Origin of the sequence: Sporofaciens sp. JLR.KK001 (assembly GCF_036941055.1) — a bacterium.
Classification (GTDB): Bacteria; Bacillota; Clostridia; order Lachnospirales; family Lachnospiraceae; genus Sporofaciens.
Window position 1 is genome coordinate 354,132 of sequence record NZ_JAYMNO010000002.1, and the last position, 23,969, is coordinate 378,100.

Annotated in this window: 26 protein-coding genes and 1 pseudogene; all 27 read right to left on the bottom strand. The window is 53.5% G+C overall.

Annotated features, from left to right (window positions below):
• Window positions 1–351: 351 nt before the first annotated feature.
• Window positions 352–522, bottom strand: a complete 171-nt coding sequence (locus VSQ62_RS26860; protein ID WP_129176045.1) for a cysteine-rich KTR domain-containing protein — start codon at window positions 520–522, stop codon at window positions 352–354.
• Window positions 523–588: 66 nt separating this feature from the next.
• Window positions 589–1,494, bottom strand: a complete 906-nt coding sequence (locus VSQ62_RS26865) for a helix-turn-helix transcriptional regulator (protein ID WP_334638099.1) — start codon at window positions 1,492–1,494, stop codon at window positions 589–591.
• A gap of 4 nt (window positions 1,495–1,498) precedes the next feature.
• On the bottom strand, window positions 1,499–1,843 hold the full coding sequence (locus tag VSQ62_RS26870; RefSeq protein ID WP_160555927.1) for a DUF3795 domain-containing protein: 345 nt from the start codon (window positions 1,841–1,843) through the stop codon (window positions 1,499–1,501).
• Complete coding sequence (locus tag VSQ62_RS26875; RefSeq protein WP_084384571.1) at window positions 1,843–2,190, bottom strand: antibiotic biosynthesis monooxygenase family protein; 348 nt, start codon at window positions 2,188–2,190, stop codon at window positions 1,843–1,845. Before VSQ62_RS26875 ends, VSQ62_RS26870 begins: the two co-directional genes overlap by 1 nt.
• A gap of 204 nt (window positions 2,191–2,394) precedes the next feature.
• Complete coding sequence (locus VSQ62_RS26880) at window positions 2,395–2,769, bottom strand: TnpV protein (protein WP_129176038.1); 375 nt, start codon at window positions 2,767–2,769, stop codon at window positions 2,395–2,397.
• Window positions 2,750–3,511, bottom strand: a pseudogene (locus VSQ62_RS26885) (DNA methylase); the annotation flags it as partial. The pseudogene VSQ62_RS26885 and the gene VSQ62_RS26880, both read right to left, overlap by 20 nt.
• A gap of 35 nt (window positions 3,512–3,546) precedes the next feature.
• Entirely contained in the window at window positions 3,547–5,133 is a 1,587-nt protein-coding gene (locus VSQ62_RS26890) for a recombinase family protein (RefSeq protein WP_334638529.1), read from the bottom strand.
• A 103-nt stretch (window positions 5,134–5,236) separates the two neighbouring features.
• Window positions 5,237–6,814 carry a recombinase family protein gene (locus VSQ62_RS26895; RefSeq protein ID WP_334638101.1) on the bottom strand — a complete coding sequence of 526 codons (1,578 nt, stop codon included), beginning with the start codon at window positions 6,812–6,814 and terminating at the stop codon, window positions 5,237–5,239.
• A complete protein-coding gene (locus VSQ62_RS26900; protein WP_502957850.1) occupies window positions 6,799–8,361 on the bottom strand; it encodes a recombinase family protein in 1,563 nt (520 codons plus the stop codon). Before VSQ62_RS26900 ends, VSQ62_RS26895 begins: the two co-directional genes overlap by 16 nt.
• Window positions 8,362–8,396: 35 nt before the next feature.
• On the bottom strand, window positions 8,397–8,573 hold the full coding sequence (locus VSQ62_RS26905; protein ID WP_334638103.1) for an SHOCT domain-containing protein: 177 nt from the start codon (window positions 8,571–8,573) through the stop codon (window positions 8,397–8,399).
• The gene (locus VSQ62_RS26910) at window positions 8,566–9,069 is read right to left on the bottom strand and encodes an RNA polymerase subunit sigma-70 (RefSeq protein WP_334638104.1); all 504 of its coding nucleotides are present in this window, start codon (window positions 9,067–9,069) and stop codon (window positions 8,566–8,568) included. The genes VSQ62_RS26905 and VSQ62_RS26910 overlap by 8 nt, the downstream gene beginning before the upstream one ends.
• 165 nt (window positions 9,070–9,234) lie before the next feature.
• Window positions 9,235–10,737, bottom strand: a complete 1,503-nt coding sequence (locus tag VSQ62_RS26915) for an N-acetylmuramoyl-L-alanine amidase (RefSeq protein ID WP_334638105.1) — start codon at window positions 10,735–10,737, stop codon at window positions 9,235–9,237.
• 2 nt (window positions 10,738–10,739) lie between these two features.
• Window positions 10,740–11,159, bottom strand: coding sequence for a phage holin family protein (locus VSQ62_RS26920; protein ID WP_334638106.1), 420 nt, complete (start codon window positions 11,157–11,159; stop codon window positions 10,740–10,742).
• 81 nt (window positions 11,160–11,240) lie between these two features.
• On the bottom strand, window positions 11,241–13,709 hold the full coding sequence (locus VSQ62_RS26925; RefSeq protein WP_334638107.1) for a glycosyl hydrolase family 18 protein: 2,469 nt from the start codon (window positions 13,707–13,709) through the stop codon (window positions 11,241–11,243).
• An 87-nt stretch (window positions 13,710–13,796) separates the two neighbouring features.
• The gene (locus VSQ62_RS26930) at window positions 13,797–14,426 is read right to left on the bottom strand and encodes a Shedu anti-phage system protein SduA domain-containing protein (RefSeq protein ID WP_334638108.1); all 630 of its coding nucleotides are present in this window, start codon (window positions 14,424–14,426) and stop codon (window positions 13,797–13,799) included.
• An 83-nt stretch (window positions 14,427–14,509) separates the two neighbouring features.
• Window positions 14,510–15,088, bottom strand: coding sequence for a hypothetical protein (locus VSQ62_RS26935; protein WP_334638109.1), 579 nt, complete (start codon window positions 15,086–15,088; stop codon window positions 14,510–14,512).
• 11 nt (window positions 15,089–15,099) lie between these two features.
• A complete protein-coding gene (locus VSQ62_RS26940; RefSeq protein ID WP_195415603.1) occupies window positions 15,100–15,294 on the bottom strand; it encodes a hypothetical protein in 195 nt (64 codons plus the stop codon).
• A gap of 20 nt (window positions 15,295–15,314) precedes the next feature.
• On the bottom strand, window positions 15,315–17,840 hold the full coding sequence (locus VSQ62_RS26945) for a phage tail spike protein (protein ID WP_334638110.1): 2,526 nt from the start codon (window positions 17,838–17,840) through the stop codon (window positions 15,315–15,317).
• 4 nt (window positions 17,841–17,844) lie between these two features.
• Window positions 17,845–18,621 (bottom strand): distal tail protein Dit, encoded by a 777-nt coding sequence (locus tag VSQ62_RS26950; RefSeq protein WP_334638111.1) that lies wholly within the window; start codon window positions 18,619–18,621, stop codon window positions 17,845–17,847.
• 11 nt (window positions 18,622–18,632) lie between these two features.
• On the bottom strand, window positions 18,633–21,305 hold the full coding sequence (locus tag VSQ62_RS26955; protein ID WP_334638112.1) for a phage tail protein: 2,673 nt from the start codon (window positions 21,303–21,305) through the stop codon (window positions 18,633–18,635).
• A gap of 45 nt (window positions 21,306–21,350) precedes the next feature.
• On the bottom strand, window positions 21,351–21,479 hold the full coding sequence (locus tag VSQ62_RS26960; RefSeq protein WP_334638113.1) for a hypothetical protein: 129 nt from the start codon (window positions 21,477–21,479) through the stop codon (window positions 21,351–21,353).
• Between the two features lie 59 nt (window positions 21,480–21,538).
• The gene (locus VSQ62_RS26965) at window positions 21,539–21,922 is read right to left on the bottom strand and encodes a hypothetical protein (RefSeq protein WP_334638114.1); all 384 of its coding nucleotides are present in this window, start codon (window positions 21,920–21,922) and stop codon (window positions 21,539–21,541) included.
• 3 nt (window positions 21,923–21,925) lie between these two features.
• Window positions 21,926–22,534, bottom strand: a complete 609-nt coding sequence (locus VSQ62_RS26970; RefSeq protein ID WP_334638115.1) for a major tail protein — start codon at window positions 22,532–22,534, stop codon at window positions 21,926–21,928.
• Between the two features lie 3 nt (window positions 22,535–22,537).
• Window positions 22,538–22,879 (bottom strand): hypothetical protein, encoded by a 342-nt coding sequence (locus VSQ62_RS26975; RefSeq protein ID WP_334638116.1) that lies wholly within the window; start codon window positions 22,877–22,879, stop codon window positions 22,538–22,540.
• Window positions 22,876–23,307: an HK97 gp10 family phage protein gene (locus tag VSQ62_RS26980; protein ID WP_334638117.1), complete on the bottom strand. Its 432-nt coding sequence runs from the start codon at window positions 23,305–23,307 to the stop codon at window positions 22,876–22,878. Before VSQ62_RS26980 ends, VSQ62_RS26975 begins: the two co-directional genes overlap by 4 nt.
• Window positions 23,294–23,632, bottom strand: coding sequence for a head-tail adaptor protein (locus tag VSQ62_RS26985; protein ID WP_334638118.1), 339 nt, complete (start codon window positions 23,630–23,632; stop codon window positions 23,294–23,296). The genes VSQ62_RS26980 and VSQ62_RS26985 overlap by 14 nt, the downstream gene beginning before the upstream one ends.
• 3 nt (window positions 23,633–23,635) lie before the next feature.
• A complete protein-coding gene (locus VSQ62_RS26990; protein ID WP_502957854.1) occupies window positions 23,636–23,953 on the bottom strand; it encodes a head-tail connector protein in 318 nt (105 codons plus the stop codon).
• Window positions 23,954–23,969 lie beyond the last annotated feature (16 nt).

Consider the following 23,969-nt stretch of genomic DNA (forward strand, 5'->3'; position numbering starts at 1 on the left):
GAGATACATATTCTGTTAAGAAGAGATTCTACTTCTGGTTTCATGGTGAGAAGTAGCGTTGCATGGGCAGGGATTTTTTTAACTGGCTTCCTGCCAATCCCCGATATGCTATGTATAAGTCAAATCTGCCTTGCATGAGCAGATGGATAACTGCCCGAAAAAAGGACATAAAAAAATCCCTCCAAACTTCAAAAACAGGTCTGGAGAGTATTTGTTAAGTCTTTTCGGGCATAGCAATACCGCCCACCGAACCTCGTTTTTTTATTTGGTGAGCATTTGCCTTAAAACCTTATGAAATAAAATAGAGCCAACGAACTGTGAGTTTATTTCACACGTTCATCGGCTCTGCGTCTATGCGTCTGGCTCTGTGATGACTGTTATTTGCAAACTTTTGACCTCAATCAAAGTTTCCTGCTTGCATTTCGGGCAATAGAGAGGGTAGTTTTTCAAAACCGTGTCTTCTCTAATTCTGTCACGGGTTTTATTACCGCAAACAGGACAGCGTATCCACTTTTCTTTCATATACACTCCTATAATTGCTATTTATAATCTTTTAAATTACGGCAAACATCTACATTTCCGACATTGTTAGTACATGGCAGATATTCTTTTGGCTTTTTCCTTTAGAATATTTCTTGCTTCAACAGGTTCAATAATTTCGACATATTCCCCAAAAGAAAGCAGATATAGGAAAGTCCAATCACTAAGCTGGTATCTAAAAGTCACTTCCAATGTTCCATCGTCTAATTTTTTAATATATTTCTCTTGAAATTCATCATAGACTTTATACGCTATCTTTTCCGAAAAATGTAATATGAATATCGGGGTATTGTATTCTTCCTTGTAGACAGGGGTAATGGAAAAATCCTTTGGTAATTCACGTTCAAATAATTGGTCTGTTATTTGAAGCTCCCTAATACGGGACATCTTAAAAGTGCGAATATCATTTTTGCGCTTTGAATAGGCAACAAGATACCATGCATGAGATTTGAAAACCAATTTCAACGGTTCGACAATCTGATTGGTGATTGTCAATTCTGCATTAAAATAAGTGAACGTAATCACATACTTATTGATTATCGCACGTTCTAAAACCGTAATATTGTTTCGTTCCTTTTCAGGACTGCCCCAATAGGAAAAATCAATCTCCAACCATTCGGACTGCAAATTGTGACTAAACAATCCAGCAATCTTGTTTAATGATTTATCAGCATTGGGATAATTTGACGACTTTAGAATCTGCAACGCCTGTATAATATTCTTTTGTTCTTCCTGCGTAAAATAAGATTTGTCCAGTGAAAAGCCTTGTAATAACGACAATCCTCCGCCATATCCTTTTTGTGATGTAATCGGTATTCCCACAATCGAAAGTATATTGATGTCCCTATATATCGTGCGGGTGGAAACGCAAAGTTCTTCCGCCAGTTGCTTTGCAGTTATATTCTCATGCCTTAACAAGAGAAACACAATTTGAATAAGTCTGTCTATCTGCATATTATCACTCTGCCTTTTTGTGTTTAATGGCAAGCTGTTTTAAATGATTCAAGTTTTCTGAATTATCACCTAAATTTTCTTCCAGTATAGAACATGGAAATTTGTCACATTCGGCACAACTTCCATAGGGTTTCTTAACGCCACATAGTCTTATTTCACAATTACCGCACATCTTTTTCGACACCATATCAGAATGGCATCCCAAACAATACATATCTTCTTTTGAGAATTTTGTAACATCAGTTGAATATTCGTTTGCCAATTTGATTTGTTCATCTGTATTTTTTCTGATAGTAGCCAAATAAACAGGACATTCACTACAATCCAATCCACAATATGCGAAATCCATTAAAACACTCCCTCTCCTAAATATTTGTCGTGCGGAACTATTAAACATTTTTCAATAGACTTCCAATAGCTGTCATAAAGATTTTTTTGTGCTGCTCCGTAGTTCTCTTTCGTATCAAATTCCCAGTAAAGCATATACTTAACACTTTTTACGATACGGTTAATTTTAAGAGGTGGAAGCCCCTCCTTAATTTGCTCCATGTCTATGCGATACCCTCTTTTTGCGAACCGAAGCAGAAGCAATCCCTCCTGTTTTTCTAAGAGGCTTTTGGCTTCAAGCATAAGAGCTTCAAATTCTTCTACCTTTTGCGGCTTGACTTGATAAATACATATTTCAGTAAACGGCATATTCAATTCCTCCTTCATTTTAGTTATAGCATTAGGAATGTGACAACAAGTATGTCGCATTCCTCAATTAATTTACAGATGCAATGATAATGATATAGTTCTTTATATTTTACCATGCTGAAACTCCTTCTGGCAAATATGAACTTTAATCAGCCCTATGAAAAGAAAAGTGACAGAACTTTTACATTCTGCCACCTTGCCTGTCTATGCGAAAATAATTTCCTCGTTCACAATCTCCCTCGCACATGCCCTTATATTATTTAAGTATTGTACCCATTCTAAGGCGTTTTCTTCCTTTAGGCGTTCCGTTATGCCCTGCGCCTGTTTCATGCCCTCTATGAGCCTTTCAAAGCGTTCCTGCGCCTGTCTGTCTACATCTACAAGATAGGCGTTGAGCCTGCCGCTTGTGAGAAGATTAGTGTATGTAACCCTGCGGTATTGCTTCAGATAGTCCAGATGCCGCTGTCCCCATATGCCTATCGGCTGTTCTTCTTCGGTGGGTACAGTTATGCACGGTATTAAGTAATCGCCTTGCCGCTCATATCTGCCACCCAGTTCCTCAAATAATGATTTTGCCATTGTCTATTACCTCCACATTCTTTTTTATTTTGAATGTCCGCAAAATCCGTCCTACATCGGCCGGTTTCCAAGGCGCATCCAGGTGGTGTAGGGCAACAAGCCTGTCTTGGATATTTGTCCCTGCGCCTAACTTCGGTGTAGAACCGAGCAGAATACGCACCTGCCCGGAGCGCACCTTTGAAAATAATTCCGCTTTTTTCGTTTCCGTCCCGGCTTCATGGATAAACGCCACTTCCTCTCTGGGGATTCCTTTTGCCACCAGCTTTTCCCGCACATCGTCATAGACATTGAACGTGCCATCGTTTTTCGGCGTAGACAGGTCGCAAAAAATTAATTGTGTCCCTTTGTCTGCAGAAGTCTTTTCCCAAATGCCAAACGCATTATCCACACAGCGGTTGACCTTGCTTTCCTCCGCATCCGGCAGCATATCGTTAATCAGACGCTGATCCAGGGCGCATTTCCTCCCGTCGTTGGTGATTTTCAGCATGTTATCCCTTGACGGGTCTACATTCCCGGAACGGACAGCCTCTGCCCGTTCCGCAAAGGAGCTGACCAAATCCTGCTGTTCCTCGCTCGGTTTCAGCACTTCGTTGATATATTCCGCTTCGGGAACTGGAAGGTCAAGCATATCCGCTGTCTGGATGTCGGCGCTCTCCTTAAATAATGCGATCAGTTCTGGGAGATTAAAAAACCGGGCAAACCTTGTCTTTGCCCGGTATCCTGTGCCTTCAGGACTTAACTCACTACCCCCAGTATTATAGATACATAAATGGATTTTTAATTGATTTCCCCAACAAACTTATAGAAAATCCTGATATTCTGGACTTTCTCATCGTTGATGGTCTGAGGTTCCGAAACCTCAATCTTTTCGATCAGGCGATTTACAATCTCTGTAGTCAGTTCCTTAATCTCGGCACACTCTGCCATTTCATCGGCAAGGCGTTCCGCTTTATCCGCACTGTCCTCCAGATTTTCAGCCATCGCTTTTAACTTTTCGATTTGCTCTGTATAGTCTTTCTTTTCCTGCTCAAAGTGGGAAGACAGCAACCGGAATTGCTGCTCTGATATTATCTGCTTTGACCAGTCCCCATACAGCTTGATGAATTGTTTATCAGATTCTTTTAACTTTTTCTCTAAGACAGCCACTTTCTTGTCAATATTCGCCCTGCTGTTTGCCGATGACATATCCATCTGACCAAGCACTTTCCGCATAAATTTCTCTCGATCCTTTATGACCTTCCCTGCATGGAATTGGATATCAGAAAGTATCAGTTCTTCCAAATCCCCGGCGCTGATGCGGTGCTTGCTACAGAACTTCGCCCCTCTTACACGGTAAATCCGGCATAGATAATACGTCTTTTCTAGCAAAGGCCTGTCCGGGTTCCGGCCATCCGTATGAATCGTCAGATTACTGCCACAGTCAGCGCATTTTAAAATCCCCCGAAACTTATTGTCATAACCGGAAGTGCATGGCTTCACTTTCGTATGCCTGTCAAGGATTTCCTGCACGGTATTCCATGTATGCTCGTCTACAATGGCTTCATGGTCGCTGGATATAGTTATACGATCCTTAATTGGGATGTAACCTTTTGACTGCTGTTTAAAATACTTCCTGTCATACCTCTGTACCCAAAAATAACCTTTATACAGGGGATTCCGGAGTATGCGGATGATCGTTGACTGTTTCCAATTATAAATATCATCCTCAGCAATTAAAAACTTTCCAAAAACTTCCTGATTGTAATAAGCTGGTTTCGGAATCTTTTCTTCATAAAGAATCTTTCCAATCTTATTGTTGCCATAGCCTTTCAAAGCAAGCTGGAAAATATAGCGGACGGTCGGTGCGGTTTCTTCATCCGCAATCAGATGGTTCTTATCTGCTGGATCTTTTTTATAACCAAACGGTGCATAAGCCCCCATAAATTTCCCCTGACTGGCCCGGATATACCTTCCCGTCTTTACCTTCTTTGAAATATCCCTCGAATAAAATTCGTTCAGGATGTTCTTAAATGGAGTAATGTCCATCTCACCGCTATTTGCTGAATCTACGCCATCATTGACAGCAATATAGCGGACATGGTGGTTGGGGAAAAATACTTCAATATATGCCCCGCTCTCCAGATAATTCCTGCCGAACCTTGATAAGTCCTTGGTTATAACGCAATCCACATGCCCCACTTCGATATCCGCAATCATTTGTTGAAAAGATGGCCGGTTAAAATTCGTACCGGAGTATCCGTCATCTATGTAAACGCTGTCTTTGATACAATTCGATTTTTCCTTACACTTTTTGATTTTTCCCCGATACCTTTTGATTTTTTGTACACCTTTTGATTTTTCCCCATACCTTTTGATTTTTCCTATACTTTTTGATTTTGCCCCAACGAAAAATCAAATTGTAGAAAAATGCCGTAGAAAACAGGGGAGAAAGAAAGCCCGCGGCATCCCGTCAGCCGCAGGCTCCTTTTTACGCTTTTATCTCCACCCCGTTCTTGAAAGTAAAGCGGATGTCCTCCCTGCTGTACACCGTGACATACTCCACAAGGCTGTACCAGTCGTCCTCGCGGAATGCCGTGAGCGGGCCGTCCAGCTTTTCCAGGGCGGAAACAAACCTCCCGATCTTCTCCCGCTTCGCCTGCCGCTCCGTGATGGCCTGGCTGACTTCCGAAAGCCGCTCCTTCGCCCTGTTGAACCGCCCCGCCAGCCCGTCGTATTTCTTCTGGTACTCCGTCTGGTCAAGGGCGACGCGGGCGTTCTCGGTCACGCACTGCCCGATCAGCTCCGCCACCACATTCATCTCATCCTGCAACCGCAGGCGCTCCGCCTCCAACTCCGCCGTTCCAAAAAGCGTGTCTTTTATGGAGTCGTAATCCTCCCGCACGCCGTCCTTTTCTGCAAAGACGGCATTGGCCGCTTTCAGGAAGAGTGCCTGGATGGTTTCCTCGTCAAGGTGGGGCGTGCCGCATTTCTCCCCGCCGTCAAACTTGTGGTTGCACTGCCAGATGGTCTTCCGGTACTTGCTGTTGGAATGCCACACCTTGGAGCCGTACCAGCCCCCGCAGTCCGCGCATTTTATCCGGCCGGAGAATACACCCGTGCTGCTCGCCCGGTTCTTCCCGGAGTGCCTTGCCGCCATCTGGTGCTGCGCCTCCTCGAACACGGACGGGCTGATGATGGCCTGGTGGTTGTTCTCCACATAATACTGCGGCACCTCGCCCTCGTTCACCTTCTTCTGCTTGGTGAGGAAGTCCACCGTGTACACTTTCTGTAGGAGCGCGTCGCCTTTGTATTTTTCATTCGTAAGGATGCTTTTGACCGTGCTGGACGACCAGACCTCCTTTCCTCCGGGCGAGGGGATGCCCTCCGCCATCAGCAGCTTTGCGATTGCATGGGGCGAGCGCCCCTGCAGGAAGAGGCCGTAGATCCTGCGGACAATCTCCGCCTGTTCCTTATTGATGACGAGGTTCCCGTCCTCTCCCCTGTCGTATCCTAAGAACCGCTTGAACGGCACCGTGACCTTGCCGTCCGCGAACCGCTTCCTCTGCCCCCAGGTGCAGTTCTCCGAGATGCTCCGGCTCTCTTCCTGCGCCAGCGAGGACATGATGGTCAGGAGCAGCTCGCCCTTGCCGTCAAACGTCCAGATGTTCTCTTTCTCAAAGTAGCACTCCACCCTGTTCTCCTTCAGCTTCCGGATGGTCGTGAGGCTGTCCACCGTGTTCCTTGCGAAGCGGGAGACGCTCTTGGTGATGATGAGGTCGATGGCGCCGGAAAGCGCGTCCTCCACCATTTTGTTGAAGCCGTCGCGCTTTTTCATATTGCAGCCGGTTATCCCTTCGTCCGCGTACACGGACACAAACTCCCAGTCCTCGCGCCCGTTGATGTAGTTCGTGTAATAGTCCACCTGCGCCTCGTAGCTGCTCTGCTGCTCCTCATGGTCGGTGGAGACGCGGGCATAGGCGGCCACCCTGCGCTTTCTGTAGCTTCCTATCGGCGCCGCCGTGTGCCTGTTCACCGTTGCCGGTATCGTGATCACGCTCTTTGCCACCGCTTGGCCCTCCCTTCTTTGAAATGGAACTCCAGGCTCCCGTCCGAGAATGCCGTGATGCTCTCCACCCGCTTCTCAAACTCCGCTTCGTCAAATTCCTCCAGCCCCATCATGTGTGCGGAAACCTGCCTCAGCTTGTAATCGGTGCAGTTCGGGTTATGGCACTCCACATTTTTCCTTTTCTTGCCGATGCAGTACCAGTACACCCATTTTCCCGCACTGTTCACCCGGTGGTATGTATTCCCGCAGGCGGCGCATTTCACCTTCCCCTGGAAGCAGTCCGTGACCGTTGCGATGTGCCTTGGCGGGTTCAGGTGCAGGTTCTTCCAGATTTTCGTTTCCCCACCGGCAAGCCGGAATTCCAGGTTCCCGTTTTCCATGACGGTGATGCCCCGGACAGCCTTTTCAAACTCCGCCCCATCAAATTTCTGCATCCCAAGCGCCTGCGCCGAAATCCGTTCCAGTTCTTCCTCGCTGAAATTCACGCTGGTGCAGCTCATGCCCGTCTCCTTTTTGGAGCGGCATATCCAATGTACATAGGTCTTCCCCCTTACGGTTCCTTTCTTCCGTGTAAAGCAGTTCCCGCAGACGCCGCATTTCACCTTCCCCGTAAAAGGGTAGGTGGGATTGACAAGCCCCGCCCTCCGTTCCATCTCCGCCTGGACCTTTGCATAAGTTTCCCGGTCAATGATGGCTTCATGGCAGTCCGCCATGTAATACTGCGGCAGCTCCCCGCAGTTCTTCACTTTCGTTTTTGTGATTGGGTCCGCCATGTAGCATTTCTGCCGCCGGATGTCCCCGGCATAGACCTCGTTGAAGATGAGCTGCCGCACCGAGGCTTCCTGGAAGCCGTTGCCGAGCGTGGTGCGGATTCCCGCCCTGTTCATGCTCCCCGCAATCTCCCGCAGGGGAACCCCGTCAATGTACATCTGGAACATCCAGCGGACTGCTTCCGCCTCTTCCGGGATGATGACATATTTTTTCCCATCCTCATCATACCGGTATCCGAGGATGTGCTTGTTGGCCGTCCCGATCTCGCCGGACTGGAACCGCTTCCTGACTCCCCATTTCACGTTTTCCGAGATGCTCCGGCTCTCCTCCTGTGCAAAGGACGCCAGGAGCGAGAGCATCAGCTCCCCGTCCTCCGAGAGCGAATTGATATGTTCCTTCTCGAAGCGCACCTCGATGCCGAGTGACTTTAAATGCCTGACCGTCTCCAGAAGGTCGACCGTGTTCCTTGCGAAGCGGCTGATGGATTTTGTCAGGATGATATTGATCCTGCCCGCCTCGCAGTCGGCGAGCATCCTTAAGAATTCGCTGCGTCTGGCCGTCCCCGTCCCGGATATCCCGCAGTCTGCGTACACCCCTGCATATTCCCATTCCGGATTGTTCTGGATGAGTGCGCTGTAGTAGCTGACCTGTGCGGAAACGGAATTCATGAGCCGCTCCGTGTCCCTGGACACCCTCGCATAAGCGGCCACTTTCTTCCGGTCTGTCAGTACGGGGCGGACCGGCTCGATTCTGCTGATTTTCTTCAATGAAACCACTCCTTTCCGCTACCATTCATCACTCTGAAACACACTTATTGCAAGGGTTTTCCCGCTAATAATGTACCCAGAATTGGCCGGTGTTTTTTAAGCAGTATTGTATCAATTTCCCGGTATTCCTCCTCGGTGATGGCGCCTTCTTCGAGCATCGCCCGTGCCACGGCAAGCGACATCCGGTAGCGCAGCTCCGCACGGAACTCCTTCTCACTCATCCCCGCCGCCTCCTTTGAAACGGGTCCTGATATAGCACTCATGGGAGCAGTATTTCCGCCCGGCGTTGCCGTATGCCGTGAACGGCTGCCCGCACCCGGCGCAGGTGAAGGAATAGACCGCCCTCTGCCTTATCTGGTCCGGATGGCCGTGCCACCACTTCTCCCGGCACTCCCTGGAGCAGAACACCCTTTTCTTCATGCCCTCCAGCTGCCGCAGGGCCTTCCCGCATTCCCGGCAGGAGCCCTCCTCCGGGCAGCCGGCCGCCCCTTCCTTCCCTGCTGCCGTTTCCCCTGCCAGCCCATTCCTCCTGCAGAAGCTCCGCACCGTGTCCCTCGGCAGCCCCATCTTCCTTGCTATCACTGTATATCCATCGCCCGCCGCCCGCAGGCCCGTAATCTCGCTTTTCTGTTTATCCGTCATCGAAAGCACCTCCTGCCATATGCCGCCGCAGGGCAGGGAACCGGACGGGTGCGGGCAGAATTTTTTCTGCCGCATGAACCGTTTCCCGCCATGCGCAAAAATACCTTTCACATATAAGCCACGGGGACGGGAAAACTGAACCCCCTAAAATCAAAAAATGGCCCACGACATTTTATGTGCCGTGGGCTTGTCACTATTCGCGCATACCTTTATGCCATGGTGCGCATATTTATTTCTGCATCAGCTTATCCTGCTGGCATAATCAAGGGAAATCCAGCCATCCTTCTTTTTCTGGCAGGATTTCAAAAGCCCCCACCTGGATGCACCCTTGCCGTCCGCTTCTTTTACAATCGTGAAGGTGCCGATTCCCGTATATTTCCCGGTCTTTGCATGGTCAGTGCCGGGGCCTTTCCGGATATTAAGGTCAGGAATGGATACCCTCACCAGATACGGCTTGAATGCTGCCGCCCCGGTGTATACCGCATTTCCAGTCTCATCAAACACGGAATGCCCCGGATTCCCATCCGCACATTTCTTTGCATTCTCCAGCGACTTGAACGCCCCTTTCTGCGAGGAGGCATCCGCCCACGACTTCCGGACGCAGTACCATGCTTCTGCAGGCTTGGATGTGCCGCCTGCCGTGCCGAGGATGCCTTTCAGGATGGAGAGGATTTTCTCCCCGTAGCCGGCTCCCGCCGCCCATCCTTTCCCAGACGGGTTTTCCTTCTGCCCAAGCCACTCCACATATTCCGCACAGCCCCTCGTGACATACTTGAAACGCGGGTCAATACAGGCGTTCTTCAGCGCGTCCGTGGAGGCGTATGCTTTCAAATGCTGCACCTGCGCCCGGATACCGAGCTGCGGCGTGTCAAAGGAATTCCCCTTCATACCATTGGAAGTCACGCCCATGCCGCAGAAATTATTCTGTGAAAGCGTGACCGCAGAGCCGGAAAAAGTAAAATTCCCCGTCTCAAGGCAGGACTGCGCAAAGGCAATGTCTCCCCTCACTCCCTCCGCCTTTCCTTCGGAGAGATACAGCGAGGCCATGTCAAGGACAGACTGTGCCACGTCCGGATTCTTCGCTTTGAGGTATGCCTTCATCTGTTCTGCCGCTGCCACGGCATCCCCCATGATCTTTGTGTATCCGTCCGTGCCGGAGGATATGCCGCCCATTGCCGCCTTGACCGCCCTGCGGAATCCGTCCATCGTGTACCCCATGCCAAGCTGCGTCCACAGATGCTCCGGGTCGCCGTGGTTGCTGGCAATCCCCCGGCTGTGGCCTTCCCTGTGGCTGATGATGGCACCATCCGCAAGCGGGTTCAGGCTGTATTTCTTACAAAGGTATGCGAACAGTTCCACCGCCGCCTCATAGGTGCGTTTTGCCACCGCCTTTGCCTCTGCTAAATTGGAACAGGTAAAGTTAGAGCCTGCCGTGTACTTGATACACGCAGGCTCGCACATTTCTACTCCGATATGGGTATTGTTCCCACTCCCTTTATTCCCACTTCCGCAGTGCCATCCCCTGTGATTCCACGGGAGCGTCTGGTACACCGTGCCGTCGTTCCCATCAATAAAGCCATGGACGCAGGAGGTGTCATGCGACGGGCTGTTCCACGAATTGATAAATGCGGATGCCTTCGGCTGTGGGCAGCCCACGGAATGGAGCATCAGCCCCTTGACCGTGATCTTCCTCCCCGCCGTGTAGCAGGGATTCCTTGTCATAATCGATTCCACCAATTTCATGCTTATTCGCCCTCCTTCCCATTCTCTGCCCTGTCATGGAGCTGCTCTAAAATCTCCTTCAGCTTTTCCGGGATGGGCAGCCCCAGGTGTCCGGCATTTTCCAGAAGGCTCACGCCCTCGTTGGAGATATAGAAAAAGATAATCGCCGTCCGCAGGACAGAGCCGCTCCCGATGACCTGCACATCAAGGATGTTGGCAATCCCCACAAGCAGGAAGATGAGGACCTTCTTTGCGATGCCCCGGAACCCCACCTCGCTGGACAGCTTCTTATCCGCAGCGGCGCACATCACACCTGTGATATAATCCACCGCCACAAAAGCGATGAGCGCATACAGCAGGCCGTCACAGCCGCCGAGGAAGTAGCCGAGCCATCCCCCGACGCCTGCAAAAATAAGTTGGATCGTGTTCCAGAATTCTTTCATAGTGAAACCCTCCTATAAAATTTTTTTGTATGATAAAAGGCTGCCCGCCAAACGGCGGACAGCCCTGTATCCATGGAAATATTAAATTTGTTTCGGCAGCGCCTCCCACAGCCTCATGTCCTCCTGCCCCAATGACCAGATGGCAATCCCCCGCAGCCTCCAGCGGTAGGCCGCCTCGTTCGCCCAATAGACCAGCGAGTCCACGTCCTGGTAGTAAAGGATGGAGAAACCGTCCGCATCCCCAAGGAACAGCCTTGAAATCCAGATGTTGATGTCCCTCGGCGTGACCTTCACCGTGTAATCATTCCCGCAGGACAGCTCCATCAGATGGGAATGGAAGAAGTCATAGTCCAGCGAGATTTCCCCGCTGCGTGTGCTTCCCTCCTCCACATCGACGGTCAGCGTGAACACCTGGTATTCCTCATCCCATACTGCATTGTTCCGCTGGATTCGCCCATACTGTGTCACCCTGCCGTCCGGGAACGTGACGTCGAACCGCTCATACGGCTCATAGGCCCATGCGTCCCCAAGCCGGAGCAGCTCGCAGACCGTCCGGCTGTCCGAGCGGTACCCGGCATAGCCGCCGGAAAACCCGTTTATGGAAGCCGTAAACCGGAGCGTGTAAGAGGCGCCGGAATAAACACGCACCCTGTTCCCCCGGATACGCATCTCCACCGTGTACATGGCGGGGTTCCCTCTGAGGTCAGCGTTGGAGGTACGGCTGATTGTCTGGCTGTAGCTGCCAAGTAGGGTGGAGCCCTTGTAAAGCTCCACCCTCTGCGTATCAATATTTAAGCAGCAGAACACATCACCGCAGAATACCCCTGCTTTGCCGCTGCCGTCTGCCGGGAACGCCAGCCTTGCCCGCAGGTGCAGCTCCTCAAATCCGCTGTACTGCCACGCAAGCTGCCCGCTCCCCTCAAGCTGAGAGTACACCCGCTCCATGGAATATTCCTCCGACCGCCATACCGTCCATGAGCCGGAAAGCACGCTCCAGTAGTTTGTTTCCAGCACGCCGTAATCCCGGAAATCCTCGTACCAGACAAGCGCCGAGTCCGGCTTCCTTCGGAGCATCTCCAGCGTCAGTTTGAAGCCTTTGTCCGGCCGGCAGGGATTCCCGTCCACATCAATGAACTGCCGCGGGGAGAGCGTGAACGCCGCCTCCCCTGCAGAAGCGTATTCCCGGAATGCCGTGCAGACGCGGAAACCGTAAAACTGCACGCCCTTCACATCCACCGAAACTGTGACCGTATGCGTCCCTGCGGAAAGCTGCGCCTTCTCCGCAAGGGAAATCCAGAAGGCGCTCCTCCAGTATGGCCACCAAAGGCGGCTCTCCGTGAAATGCCTCCTGCCCCCGTCAAGGGAAACATAGATGCCGTTCTTATCCCAAAAAGGGTAGCAGATACGCACCGCCACATCATAAGTTCCCACTGCAGGCACGCTGAAACGGTAAGTGGCACTGCCATTGTCGCCAAGCGTTACCATTCCCTCCGAAACGGACACGATGCCGGAATAACTGTCCGGGCTGCCGCCACGGTCAACAATGACATCCCCAAACTCCGCCTTCTGCTCCTTGCCGTAGGCGGTCAGGTAATGCCTGCGGTTGTAAGTCCCCGTCAGCAGGGGGTATTCACGGGAAACGGCATCCGCGCCTTCCATGAAGTCGTACACCTGCGGGAACGCATAGGGGACCTTATCATAATCGTCCCAATAGGCGAGGATGGGGATGAAGGGCTGCGGCGGAGCGTCGTTTGTGAAATTGTAGCCGCCCGCCATCCACAGCCTGGCGGCATAATAGGTGTTGGAAGTCCCCCGGTAGGATTTGCCCAGGTTCTCCGGCGTATCGTAAATCTGCCAGTTCCACCCGTACCCCGGCAGCCCCATGAAGATTTTTTCCGGCCGCATGGCTTTGGATGCATAATCATAGATTCCCTCCAGCCAGCTCCGCGGGGAGACCGGCCCCGGAGCGGAACCCGCCCACGCCATGCCGTAACTCATGATGGACGCCGTGTCGCAGTAAGCATCAAGGTCCGCATACACGCACCAGTTCTCACCGCCCACCGAGCCGTTGACGCCGGTCATCCCCGGCAGGCAGATGTTCACCAGCTTTGCCGGATTGTAATTTTTCACAGTATTGTAAATATCCCGGAACAGCGCATTTGCCGCCGCCCGGTTCTCATATTCCCCGCCACGCTCCAGGTCAATGTCCACCCCGGCACACCACGGGTATTTCCGCATGATCCGCACCAGCTCCGTGAGGAACTTATCCTTCGCCCCGCCCGTGTTGTTCCGCAGCGCAGTAAAAATGGATGCCGCTCCGTGGTTCATCACGGTCAGCATCCACTTGATGTGCGGCCATTTATTGATATAGGGCATCATGGTGGAAATGCCCGTTCCCGTTTCGGAAATCGTGCCTGTGATATCCACCTCAAATGTAAAAATGCCCACAGTGTCCAGCCGGTCGCCGTAATCCCGGAGCGCCTGGTACATCCGGCTGTTCCCCATAAACGACCACACCATGCACCGCTTCCCCTGCAGATAATCTCTCATAAACAGCCACCTCCTTAAAAACAGGCAGAAAAAAAGCACCTGTTTTCCAGATGCCTCCTCAATTATAAATCTATTTTTTATGTTGCTCTAAAAACCATTCACTAACATTCTAACATTATCAACAAGCCTGTCATAAGTAACGATGTTTAATCTTGGTGTTTCATTTTGCTTTTGCCCCCGAATTCTATTTCCCCTTTCATCCATTCTGTCCCGACGACTCACCACCAGACAATAGTGTATTGCCCATGAAGGGATATTTCCACTAATATTTGATAATCCGCAGCTTCGCAAAAAATAGTCCCGGTTATCATCCATCCAGCATTTCCAATCCATGATTTGCACAAGTCCCTTTCTTACACTCTCTGACTCCATATTTGATGTCTTATTTAAATAATCAACATTAGCATTTTCAAATTCTACCAATACAATCTGATGGCCAATTGAATTTCGTCCAAGCAGCATATAATCAACACGATATTTTTCCCCAAGTTCCTGTTCTGGCACAATATAAGCCTCATGATGTCCAAAGTCATAATCTTTAAATATTGACGCAGGAATAAACCATTTTTTCTTTTCCTTAATATAATTTTGTATATCGTTTTCTTTCTTTGACTGATTTATGACATCAAGTAACAAATTGGCTTCATTTCTAAAGTCAATCCCTTGATACCAACCTAATCCAAATTCATAAAAATTTGAAGGTATAACATAATCCATAATGTATTCCTCTTTACCATTAAAATTTTCCCTTTTTTAACAAGATGATTATACTTCACATTTATTTAATTTTCAATCACCCTTTAAACCGCATCACCCCCATCCTGCATTTCCTGGAACTCAAAATATATCCTTGCCGATTTCCCCTTTTCCACCGCCACCGGATGCTTGCTGTCGCCCGCCGCCGTGTACTGGAAAAAGCCGTCCTTCTTCGTGGCCGCGCCGTTTCTAAGGCACTTGCGGCTGGATGCCAGGAGCGAGAACTCATCCCCGGCGTTTGCCGCCGAGAGGAACTTCGCCTTATGCGCCCCTGCCCCCAAAGACAGCTCTATGCTGCCCGCCGCCATGTCCTGCACCGGGTACACTTTGACGTCCAGCCCCGCCGAGGTCTGCCCCAGGTTGAACGCCACCAGCGTTGCGCTGGAGCGCACCAGACCGTTATAAAACCTCGGCGGCACGATCTCCCCGTTTTCACGGTACTTTTCCATCACCGTTTCCGTGTGGATCACATACCCCGTCAGCCGGTCCCCCTCCTGCGCCATGAGGTCGGTGAACCAGATCCGGCCGGTGCAGTCCGAGACCAGCGGCTTCACAGTCACCGCCACTACCCGCATATCCTTCTTGCATTCCAATGTTTCCGCAAACCGTGTGAATTCTGCCATAGCGCCGCCTCCTATCCGTCAAGCGTCCACTGTATCTCGCTCACATGGCCTACCCACCCCGTTGCGATTGAGCCGCCCTGCAGGAGCATATCCGTGATATAGAATTCCCCTGTGCAGTCCGTCACGCACACCCGCACGGTGATGGATTTGAGCCGCTCATAGCCCCTGGGCGACACGTCCTGCGCCGCCTGCGTGAAAAATGCCATACTCCACCGCCTTTCCAAATCTACAGCAGATCAATAAACCTCGTTTCCGTGGTTCCGTCCTCATATTCAAAGGTCACCTCAATGCCCACCTGCCCGCCTGCCCCTTTTTTCAGATTCTCCGAGGCGATCTGCGCCGAAAAGGTATAGCTGCTCCGGCTTGCCGGGTACACCGTCTGCGCAAGGCTCTTTGTCATGCCCGCCGCGCCCGCGCATTTGAAGGACGCCGTGCCGGACACCCCGTTTTCCGCATCCACCTCAAAGCCGGAATTCAGCCAGCCGCTCATGCCGCTGTCGGCGCGGGAATTCCGTAGGTGGTTGAACGGCACCATGTCCTTCACCTCCTGCCGGTCGATGACATCCGTATTGGAAAGCACATCCGCCGCCTTATCCCACTGCGCCGAGGAATCGCCCAATTCCCGCAGCGTGGTGGAAAGTTCCAGCACCGTGTTCCACGGCTCCTGCAGGTTATACTGCCGCCGCACAATGCGTGTCTTCACGGAAAGGTTTAAGTCCCGGTCATCCACCGTCACGATGTCGCCCAGGTTCCAGGTCTCATGCTCATATCCCGTCAGCACGGATAAGTCCATGGCGGAAAGCACATAGGAAATCCGGGGCTTCGCATAGTCCGCAAGCCGCATTTCTGCGAACTCCAGCATCTGGTAGGGGTTCGTGAAGCTGGAGCAGTCCAGGGTGGAAGTCCGCACCTCGTCTGTGTAGGCGTAGCTTTCCACATATTCTTTCCCGCCGTTGATGCTGGCAAAGGTCATGCCGTCCTTCCCGTAAGCGTACAGCCTCGTGACAAGGCTTCTGGTGTCCACCACCCTTTGGATGGATTTCATATTTTTCCGGTAAGCGAACAGCACACCGCTGTCCGTACCGCCGAAAGTCAGAAGATGCACCAGATGGTTGGCGCAGTCAAAGATCAGGTCGCCGCCGTGGATGTTCTGCACCTGCCGCAGGATGGAGAGGGCGTTCTTCTCCGTACTCTGCCATGTCCGCTTTGTCCGTACCGTCACGTTCCCCACGCTCCAGTCCGTGCCTTCCAGCGCGTATGCCATCGGCGCCTCCGCCGTGTCCGCATTGAAATTGACGGTTGCCTTTTCCACAGAGAAAGCCAGGTCATAGAAAGCCGCCTCCGCATACACCGAGGTCACCACTTTCCCGTCCGCCCCCTTGTCATCGGTCAGCGTCCGGATGCGGTACACATCGTTCACGATCTGCACCTGCTTTTCATTATCCAAGTGCGGGCGCTTGGAATCCCGGAACGGCAGCTTGAATTCCAGGGTGTCCGCCCCGTTCACCTCACTCGTCACCATGATGTCAAAGGCATTTTCCAGCACCGCCTCCCATGCCCCGTTGGAATCAAGGATGACCGGGCGGGCAAAGCCGAGCCTCTCATACGGCGGCTTTGGGATGTCATGCAACTGTATCTCCATCAGCTTCGGTGTTTTGGAAGTGTCCGTTGTGGTAAATGTCACCCGGTAGCGGATGTACCTCTGGTTGGGGGACTGCAGCTCACCGCTGCTCCCGACACCCTGCCATGCCGTCCATTCCTCCAAATCGTCGGATGTTGATGTTTCCACCAGGGAGACCGCCGTAACGCCTGCCGTGTATTCGCTCTTTACTGACACCCGCCCCGTCCCTGCAAGCAGGCATTCTGCAGGAGCCGTTAAAAGCTGCCCCGTTTCCGGATAGACGCCGCCGCTGCCCTTCCGCAGCGTCACGCATCCCGGCTCCGTGAGGGCGTCCACCTCCCTGGAGGTGTCGCCGCCATTGGCGCAGAGGGATTTCCTGAAATAATCCGCCAGGCCCTCGGCTGTGAGCTGCGAGTCGCAGTCTAAAAACCAGTCGTCAAAGCCCCCTGCATACCAGTAGGAACCGGCATTCATCCCCATGATGAGGTCTGCCGTGCAGGAGCGGTTCAGCTCGCCCGTAAAAGACAGCGCCGCGGAAACCCACACCGCCCCGCTTTCCCGGTCGCCTATGACATACTGCGCTTTTTTGTTCCCAGGCTCGATCACGCAGGCGAGGAAGTACCACCCGTTGTTCACAAAGGAAAAGGGCGGCGCCACCGACTCATCCAGGATCAGCGTGCCAGAGGAATTGTAAAGCATGATCCTCGGCTTTCCACGGATTAAAGACAAATAGAAAATCGGCTGCCCCGGCCCCTGCCTAGTGTTAAAAATCGGGCAGTAGGTATTTCCAACCGAATAGGTGGTGGGGTTTATCCATCCTCCCACGGTGATCCGTTCCCCAGGGTTCTGGAAAATAGTGCCGTCATTCGTTACCTTCAGATAGGTTTTCTCCGATGCCGGATTACTGGTGTTCATGCGGAAATGCCGCCCCTTCTGCCCGCCCCGGAAACCGGCGCTCGTACCGGACCAGCCGGAGACAAACATCTTCCTGCCCTGGCCGGAGGAATCAGAAAGCATTGTGTCTGCATCCGGGGCATTTTCATTGAACCGCCACAGCCCGTCTTTTGCATATTCTGCCGGGAACTCCCCCGTGAAATCCGTCTGCTTGTTCAGCGTGCTTTTGACCGCCATCCCGTCACCTCCATCTGCTCCCCGCCTGTATTTTTAATTCTGCAAATGCCGTATTCCCTGCCGTGGAAACCGCCACCGTGTTATGCCCTTTGGACAGCACGGGGAAATTCAGCTCCGCCAGCAGCGGCAGTCCGTTGCGCAGCGTGTTCCCGGAGGCATCCACCACCTTTGCCGTGACCAGGTCGGAATCCACCAGCAGCGTTTCCCCTGCGGCAAGCGGCCCCGTCACACGAAGCTCCGTCCCGTTTGTAATGATGGACACATAGCTGCCCGTGCCGGAAGGGATGCTGCCCTTTAACGCATACACCGGACAGGAGTCTGTATTGCCCGTATGCCGCACCGCCATGTGCGCCCCCGTTTCCGAAAATATATAGGTTTCATCCGCCAGGGCATAGGCGTATGGGTCCGGGCAGATAAAGGACAGCGTGAACTGCCCCGCCGAGCGGAGCAGACGCTCACAGTCCACCGCCTCTGAAAGCCTCGCCATGAAATACCGGTCCGGCACATCATCTAAAATAAGCTGCCCCTGCCCCCTTGTCGGGTCGAGCCACTCCGCCATGTTATCCAGCACCGCCACCAGTGCCGGGAAGTTTTTCTGCGGGAAGACGCTGCATTCCACTTTGATGGTACGCTCCGCGCTGTCACAGCCGAAGTCCGCCACCCCCGCCTTCCCCGGCACGGTCTCGTAAAAATTCCGCAGGGAAGGGGAAGCCTGCCAGGAGGACAGCCTTGCCCGTATCTTCATGCTTTTGGATGTGGTTCCGTTGAAAGTAAATCCCATAGCCGCCTCCTTTATGCAGTGATGATCCGGCCGCCCGCACGGGAGCCGGTCTGGATCAGGTTATAAAGTTCCTGTGAAATCTTGCGGATGTCGTCCTCGCTGCGGACGATCATCTGCTGGATGGTGATGAGCGAAGCGAAACCGAACATATCCTTTCCCTTCATGCCTGCCATGCCGTCTGTCACGGAACGGACCGAAGCGTCCGCATCCAGCTTGAAATCGGTCGGGATGGAGGTCTTCATGTCCTCCGCCAGCCCGTTCATCACATCGGAGATGCCCTCGCTCAGTCCTTCGGCGGCTTTTACCGCCTCGCCGCCGTTATCCTCGATGGAGCCTGCCAGACCTTCCACCAGCATCTCGCCCACCCACGCCATTTCCGTGGACGGGGAATGGATGCCGAAGAAGCCTTTTATTTTGCCCATGAGGTCGGAGCAGAAGCCGCTGACCTTGCCCCAAAGCCAGGATGCCGCGTCACCGATGCCGTTCCAGATTCCCTTGATCAGGTTCAAGCCAATGCCTGCCATCTGCGCCGCGCCGCCGGCAAACCCCTTCACAATCGCCGCTATAATCTGCGGCACTGCCTTCACAATCGACACAATGATCTGCGGCAGGTTTTTAACCAGGGAAACCAGCAGCTTCACGCCGGCAAGGATGATCTTATCCACGTTCCCGACGATGGCGTTCACCAGAGAGGCCACGATCTTTGGGATTGCGCCCGCCACCGTGGTGATGATCTGCGGCAGGTTCTGTATCAGGGAAACCAGCAGCTTCATCCCGGCATCGATAAGCTGCGGGATACTCCCAAGCACTGCCGTCACCAGCCCGTCAACGATCTGCGGGATTGCCGCCACGACTGCCGTGATAATCTCAGGCAAAGCCGAGACCAGCGAGGTCAGAAGCTGTATCCCTGCGTCAATGATCTGCGGGACTGCCCCAATCAGGAAGTCTACGATAGAGGCAATGATTTGCGGAAGCGCCTCTGTCAGGACCGGGATGGCATCTAACAGTCCCTGCGCCAGCCCCATAATAAGCTGCAGGGCGGCCTCCAGTATCATCGGGAGGTTATCCGCGAGGGTCTGCACAATCGTGGCGACCGCCTGCACGATGGCAGGCACCAATGTTGGCAGCGATTCCCCGATGCCCGCGGCAAGGGTGGACACGATCTGCACCGCCGCCTCCACGATTGCCGGGAGGCTCTGTATGATGCCGGAAAGGAGGGATGCCAGCATCTGCGTGCCTGTGCTGACGAACTGCGGCAGCATGGCCACCGCCGTGTCCACCAGCCCCGTGACTGCCTCCGCAAATGCCGTGTCCGCCCCTTCCACGCCGTTCACCATGTCCGTAAATGAGGAGACCACGTCCGCAATGGCGGGGAGGAACTCCGCCTGCAGGTTATTTTTTACATTGGAGATGGTCTCCCCAAGCCCCGCCAGCGTCTCATCCATCCGCGCCTGGCCTTCCCTTGAGGCGACCAGCGCCTCGTTGTTCCGGTAGAACGCCTGGCTTGCCTCGTCATACGTCCCGGAAAGGGTCTCCATGATGAGGCGGTTCCTTTCGCTCTCCCCGGAGCAGGCGGCCAGCTTTTCATTGAATTCATCCTCGCTGATCCCCACCCAGTTTAAGGCGTCCGCAAGGGAGCCGGTAACCTGCCCCACCTTGGCGGTCTCATTGGCGGATTCAATCAGACCTTCAATCGGCAGGGCGTCACCGAACGTGCCGCAGACGCCCGCCGCAATATTTGTCCATTTGGTGATGTCCTGCTCATTTTCCGCAAGCTGCGCCAGTAGCTGCGAGGCTTCGGCTGCCGTGTCCGTATCGCCTAAAATCTTGTAAAACTCGGTGTAGGATTTCTGCGCCGCCTCCCCGCTGTACCCCGCCGCTTCGAAAGCCGTGGTGAGTTTTCCCTGCGCCGTCCGGTATTCCTCCGTGGCTTCGTCAAGGTTCCAGATGGCGCTCCCTAATTCCCTGATGCCGTTTAACGCCGCCTGGATGCCGGAGGAGATGAGGTTCCCCATGGCGACCGTCGCCGCCGAAAGCCCGGAGCCGAGTTTCCCCGCCCCGTCCGAGGCGTCCTCCATGGCGTCCCCAAAATCCTCCGTGCTGTCGGAAGCCTCCCGCAGCGTGTCACGGTTCTCCTCCAGCTCCCCGGAAAGGTCTGCGATGCGCCCCTCCAGCTCCCTTGCCTCGCTGGAGCCTTTCCCGTATTCCAGCACGGCATTGGAGTAGGCGCGTTTCAATCCCGCCAGCTCCTCCTCCTGGCGTGAAATCTCCTGGGTGAGCCGCTCCGTGGCGTCCACGGCCTGTTCCTCCTGGTTATTTAACGCTTCAATGGCCTGCTCGTTCTGGGAAAGCTCCCGCTCCATGCCGTTTAAGGCGGCCTCCGCATTGTTGAGCTGTACCTGCCAGTTCTGCGTCCTGCGGTCATTCTCCCCGAAGGACTCTGCGGCGTTCTGCAGGGCGGAGCGCAGGGTCTCCACCTTCTGCCGCTGCGCATCGATCTCCTTATTCAGCACCGTGTTCCGGGCGGAGAGCGCCTGCACGGAACTGTCGTTTTTATCAAACTGCGAGGATACCAGTTTCATCTCGGAGCCGAGGACCTTGAAGGACTGGTTGATCTCCGCCAGCGCCTTTTTAAATTCCTTCTCGCCCTCGACGCCTATCCGCAGCCCAAAATCATCCGCCATGCAGCCGCACCCCCTTTCCCCGAAAAATGCACACGGCCACGCCTGCTAAATCCCATACGGGATGACATCGTCAATGGTCAGCTCCCGCTTCGGCTTCGCAAAGCCCATGAACTGCTTATGGCACTCCCAAAGGTCCATAAGCAGGCCAAACGACGTCAGCCACGTTTCATCCATGGAAAGGTGAAGCTGTGCGACGCCGTAATATAAAAGCCGGGTAAACAGCTCTTCATCGCTTACCCGACCGCTCCGTTTTTTCCCGTATTTTCCTCGCTCTGGATGTTCCGCTTCGTGCCTTTGTACATGGCCTCCATGATGGCGTTCTTATAGCCTGCCAGTTCCAGAGGGGAAGTTAAAAGCTCCACCTCCTCAGCGGTCAGCTCCGGCTTTTTATCCTGCGGGTTTTTCAGGTTGTGTACCAGAATCGGCTGGTTGCATAAAAGCGTGATCAGCCACACAATCTCATCCAGTGCCATCTCGAAGTTCTCCGACTTCATCAGCTTCTCGCCCAGGTCCTCCAGCCCGCCGTATCGTCCCGCAATCTCCTTTGTCGCCCTCGTGGTCAGGAGCATTTCATACTCCGTGCCGCCGATATTTACAACTGCGCTCCTCTCATCCATCTGTTAGCCCTCCCCGTTTTCTGATGGAACCGTCGTAAATGCCGGCTCATATACATTCTTGTACCAGTCCGCAATCGTGGAAGCGGAAACGCCCGTGTCATCCTCGGAAACCTCCGCCTTCCACGGATGGTTCCCCTTGCCGTCCACCTTGTTCCGGCGCAGCACCGTCCCCTCAATGGTGGGCGTGGAAAATTCGATGCTCTCGCCCTTGGTGGTGAGGTTGGTGGCGGGGATGCCGAACTTCACGCGGTACAGCCAGAAGTAACGGTATTTCCCGTTTGCCTTCTTTGCCCGAAACCCCACTGCCACCGGGTCGCCGCCGTCCTCGGACGCGGAGACCAGCACCTTGTTGTCGTCAATCTTCGCCCCGGTCAGATCCTCCGCCACTTTGGGGCCGATATCCGCCACGCCGAGGGCAAGCGTCCCGCTCTGGAACTCCTTCACGATCTCCGCCGCCCCGTCGTCCGCATACAGCGTCGCCTCCGCAAGCTCCACGGACAGCTCAGCGGTCATCGCTTTCGCAAGGGATGTGGGCGCGGCATAGGTTTCGTTCCCGTCCTCATCCTCCGTGATCTTCGCATAAAATAATTTGTCAAGGCCAATCGTAGCCATGCTTCATTCCTCCAATCCATACAGTTTCGCCACGTCAATGGCGTAATGGTGGAAGCCGGTATCATCCTCATGCCCGATGTACCGCCTGTCCGTAATGGTAAAATCCTCTGCAAGCAGCTTTTTTACGAGCTTCTTTTTATGCCCCGTGTAGTTTCCCTTGGAAAACAGGGAAAGCCTCGCCTCCTGCGTCTCGTATTCCGGCGCGTTGTCGGCGTGCAGCCCAAAGCTGTCCCCAAGGGGCGTGGCCACCAGGTATAAATCCGGCGGCGTGCCGGAGAACACCCCGGCCTCCACCGGGATGCCGCACCCCTCCGCCACCGCTTTTATCTCTGACAGCAGACTCATAATCCGTCCACCTCCCGTTCAAACCGCTCCTGCATCGCATCCACACAGGCTTTCCGTGTGGCGGTCTTGGCGAGTTTCAGAAACGGCTTTGCCGGCTGCCCGCTCTTGCCGTATTCGATGATGTTGGCAATCTTCGCATTGCTGCCCCCGCCGCCCCTCGGCTCGGAAAAGCCGATCTTCACATTGAAGTTCCCGTCCCGGTCCTGCAGGGGCTTGGAAATTCCGAGGGAGGAAAGCAGCTCCCCGGTGGAACGGGAAGGCTCCTTTGTCCCGCTGCCGATGGCTGCCTGCAGGTTGGAGCGCACCTTCGCCTCCACCACCTCCGCGCCGGCCTCCAGCACCTTCCCGCAGATTTCATCCGTCTTATCCCCAAGCCGGGAGAGCCTTAAAAGGAACTCCTCCGGCAGCTTCACGTCAGCCCTTGCCACTGGCTTTCACCTCCTCCGCCAGTACCTCCAGGTACATCCCGCGCCCTTTCACATCCTCCACCGATGAAATCTGGAAACGGCCCGCCCCGCACACGACCACCATGTCAGGCGTGACCTCCAGTCCTGGAATTATCCGGAACCGGAAAAGGTCCGTGGCAGAGGAAAAGGCGGCGCGGTTCGCCCATTTCTCGCTGCCGTGCCGCCCCTCCCGGTATGCCCGGACCGAAGCGAGGATTTCCTCCGTGTCTTTCTTAAACCCCTCACTGTCCGTGTCCCTTTTCACACGGACAATGTCAATGAATGTGTCCATCTTCCCAAAACCCATCCGCTACACCTTCCATTCCCGGTCCAGCCGCAGGAGCAGGTTCACCGTATGCCACACCTGCTGTGCGGCGTTTGTATTGTCTGAAAAGAATCCGCCCGTGCTGCCGTCCCTGCTTTCATAAAAATGCGAGGCGAGCATGATGACCGCCTGTTCCGTGGTGGCGGGCATTTCCTTTCCACCGTAAGCCCCTTCCGGGATATGCTGGTAGCTTTCCGCATAGGAGACGGCGGCGGTGATGTAGCTTTTCAGAAGCGCGTCATCCGCCGAATGCTCCAGTATGAGGTTCTTCTTCACTTTCTCAAGCAGCGCATCCATATCCATCACCGCCGCCCCCTTT

Coding starts and splice junctions, on each gene's coding strand:
- VSQ62_RS26860 (WP_129176045.1), bottom strand. CDS start 522: ATGAAAGAAAAGTGGATACGCTGTCCTGTTTGCGGTAATAAAACCCGT.
- VSQ62_RS26865 (WP_334638099.1), bottom strand. CDS start 1,494: ATGCAGATAGACAGACTTATTCAAATTGTGTTTCTCTTGTTAAGGCAT.
- VSQ62_RS26870 (WP_160555927.1), bottom strand. CDS start 1,843: ATGGATTTCGCATATTGTGGATTGGATTGTAGTGAATGTCCTGTTTAT.
- VSQ62_RS26875 (WP_084384571.1), bottom strand. CDS start 2,190: ATGCCGTTTACTGAAATATGTATTTATCAAGTCAAGCCGCAAAAGGTA.
- VSQ62_RS26880 (WP_129176038.1), bottom strand. CDS start 2,769: ATGGCAAAATCATTATTTGAGGAACTGGGTGGCAGATATGAGCGGCAA.
- VSQ62_RS26905 (WP_334638103.1), bottom strand. CDS start 8,573: ATGAGTGAGAAGGAGTTCCGTGCGGAGCTGCGCTACCGGATGTCGCTT.
- VSQ62_RS26910 (WP_334638104.1), bottom strand. CDS start 9,069: ATGCGGCAGAAAAAATTCTGCCCGCACCCGTCCGGTTCCCTGCCCTGC.
- VSQ62_RS26915 (WP_334638105.1), bottom strand. CDS start 10,737: ATGAAATTGGTGGAATCGATTATGACAAGGAATCCCTGCTACACGGCG.
- VSQ62_RS26920 (WP_334638106.1), bottom strand. CDS start 11,159: ATGAAAGAATTCTGGAACACGATCCAACTTATTTTTGCAGGCGTCGGG.
- VSQ62_RS26925 (WP_334638107.1), bottom strand. CDS start 13,709: ATGAGAGATTATCTGCAGGGGAAGCGGTGCATGGTGTGGTCGTTTATG.
- VSQ62_RS26930 (WP_334638108.1), bottom strand. CDS start 14,426: ATGGATTATGTTATACCTTCAAATTTTTATGAATTTGGATTAGGTTGG.
- VSQ62_RS26935 (WP_334638109.1), bottom strand. CDS start 15,088: ATGGCAGAATTCACACGGTTTGCGGAAACATTGGAATGCAAGAAGGAT.
- VSQ62_RS26940 (WP_195415603.1), bottom strand. CDS start 15,294: ATGGCATTTTTCACGCAGGCGGCGCAGGACGTGTCGCCCAGGGGCTAT.
- VSQ62_RS26945 (WP_334638110.1), bottom strand. CDS start 17,840: ATGGCGGTCAAAAGCACGCTGAACAAGCAGACGGATTTCACGGGGGAG.
- VSQ62_RS26950 (WP_334638111.1), bottom strand. CDS start 18,621: ATGGGATTTACTTTCAACGGAACCACATCCAAAAGCATGAAGATACGG.
- VSQ62_RS26955 (WP_334638112.1), bottom strand. CDS start 21,305: ATGGCGGATGATTTTGGGCTGCGGATAGGCGTCGAGGGCGAGAAGGAA.
- VSQ62_RS26960 (WP_334638113.1), bottom strand. CDS start 21,479: ATGGATGAAACGTGGCTGACGTCGTTTGGCCTGCTTATGGACCTTTGG.
- VSQ62_RS26965 (WP_334638114.1), bottom strand. CDS start 21,922: ATGGATGAGAGGAGCGCAGTTGTAAATATCGGCGGCACGGAGTATGAA.
- VSQ62_RS26970 (WP_334638115.1), bottom strand. CDS start 22,534: ATGGCTACGATTGGCCTTGACAAATTATTTTATGCGAAGATCACGGAG.
- VSQ62_RS26975 (WP_334638116.1), bottom strand. CDS start 22,879: ATGAGTCTGCTGTCAGAGATAAAAGCGGTGGCGGAGGGGTGCGGCATC.
- VSQ62_RS26985 (WP_334638118.1), bottom strand. CDS start 23,632: ATGGGTTTTGGGAAGATGGACACATTCATTGACATTGTCCGTGTGAAA.
- VSQ62_RS26990 (WP_502957854.1), bottom strand. CDS start 23,953: ATGGATATGGATGCGCTGCTTGAGAAAGTGAAGAAGAACCTCATACTG.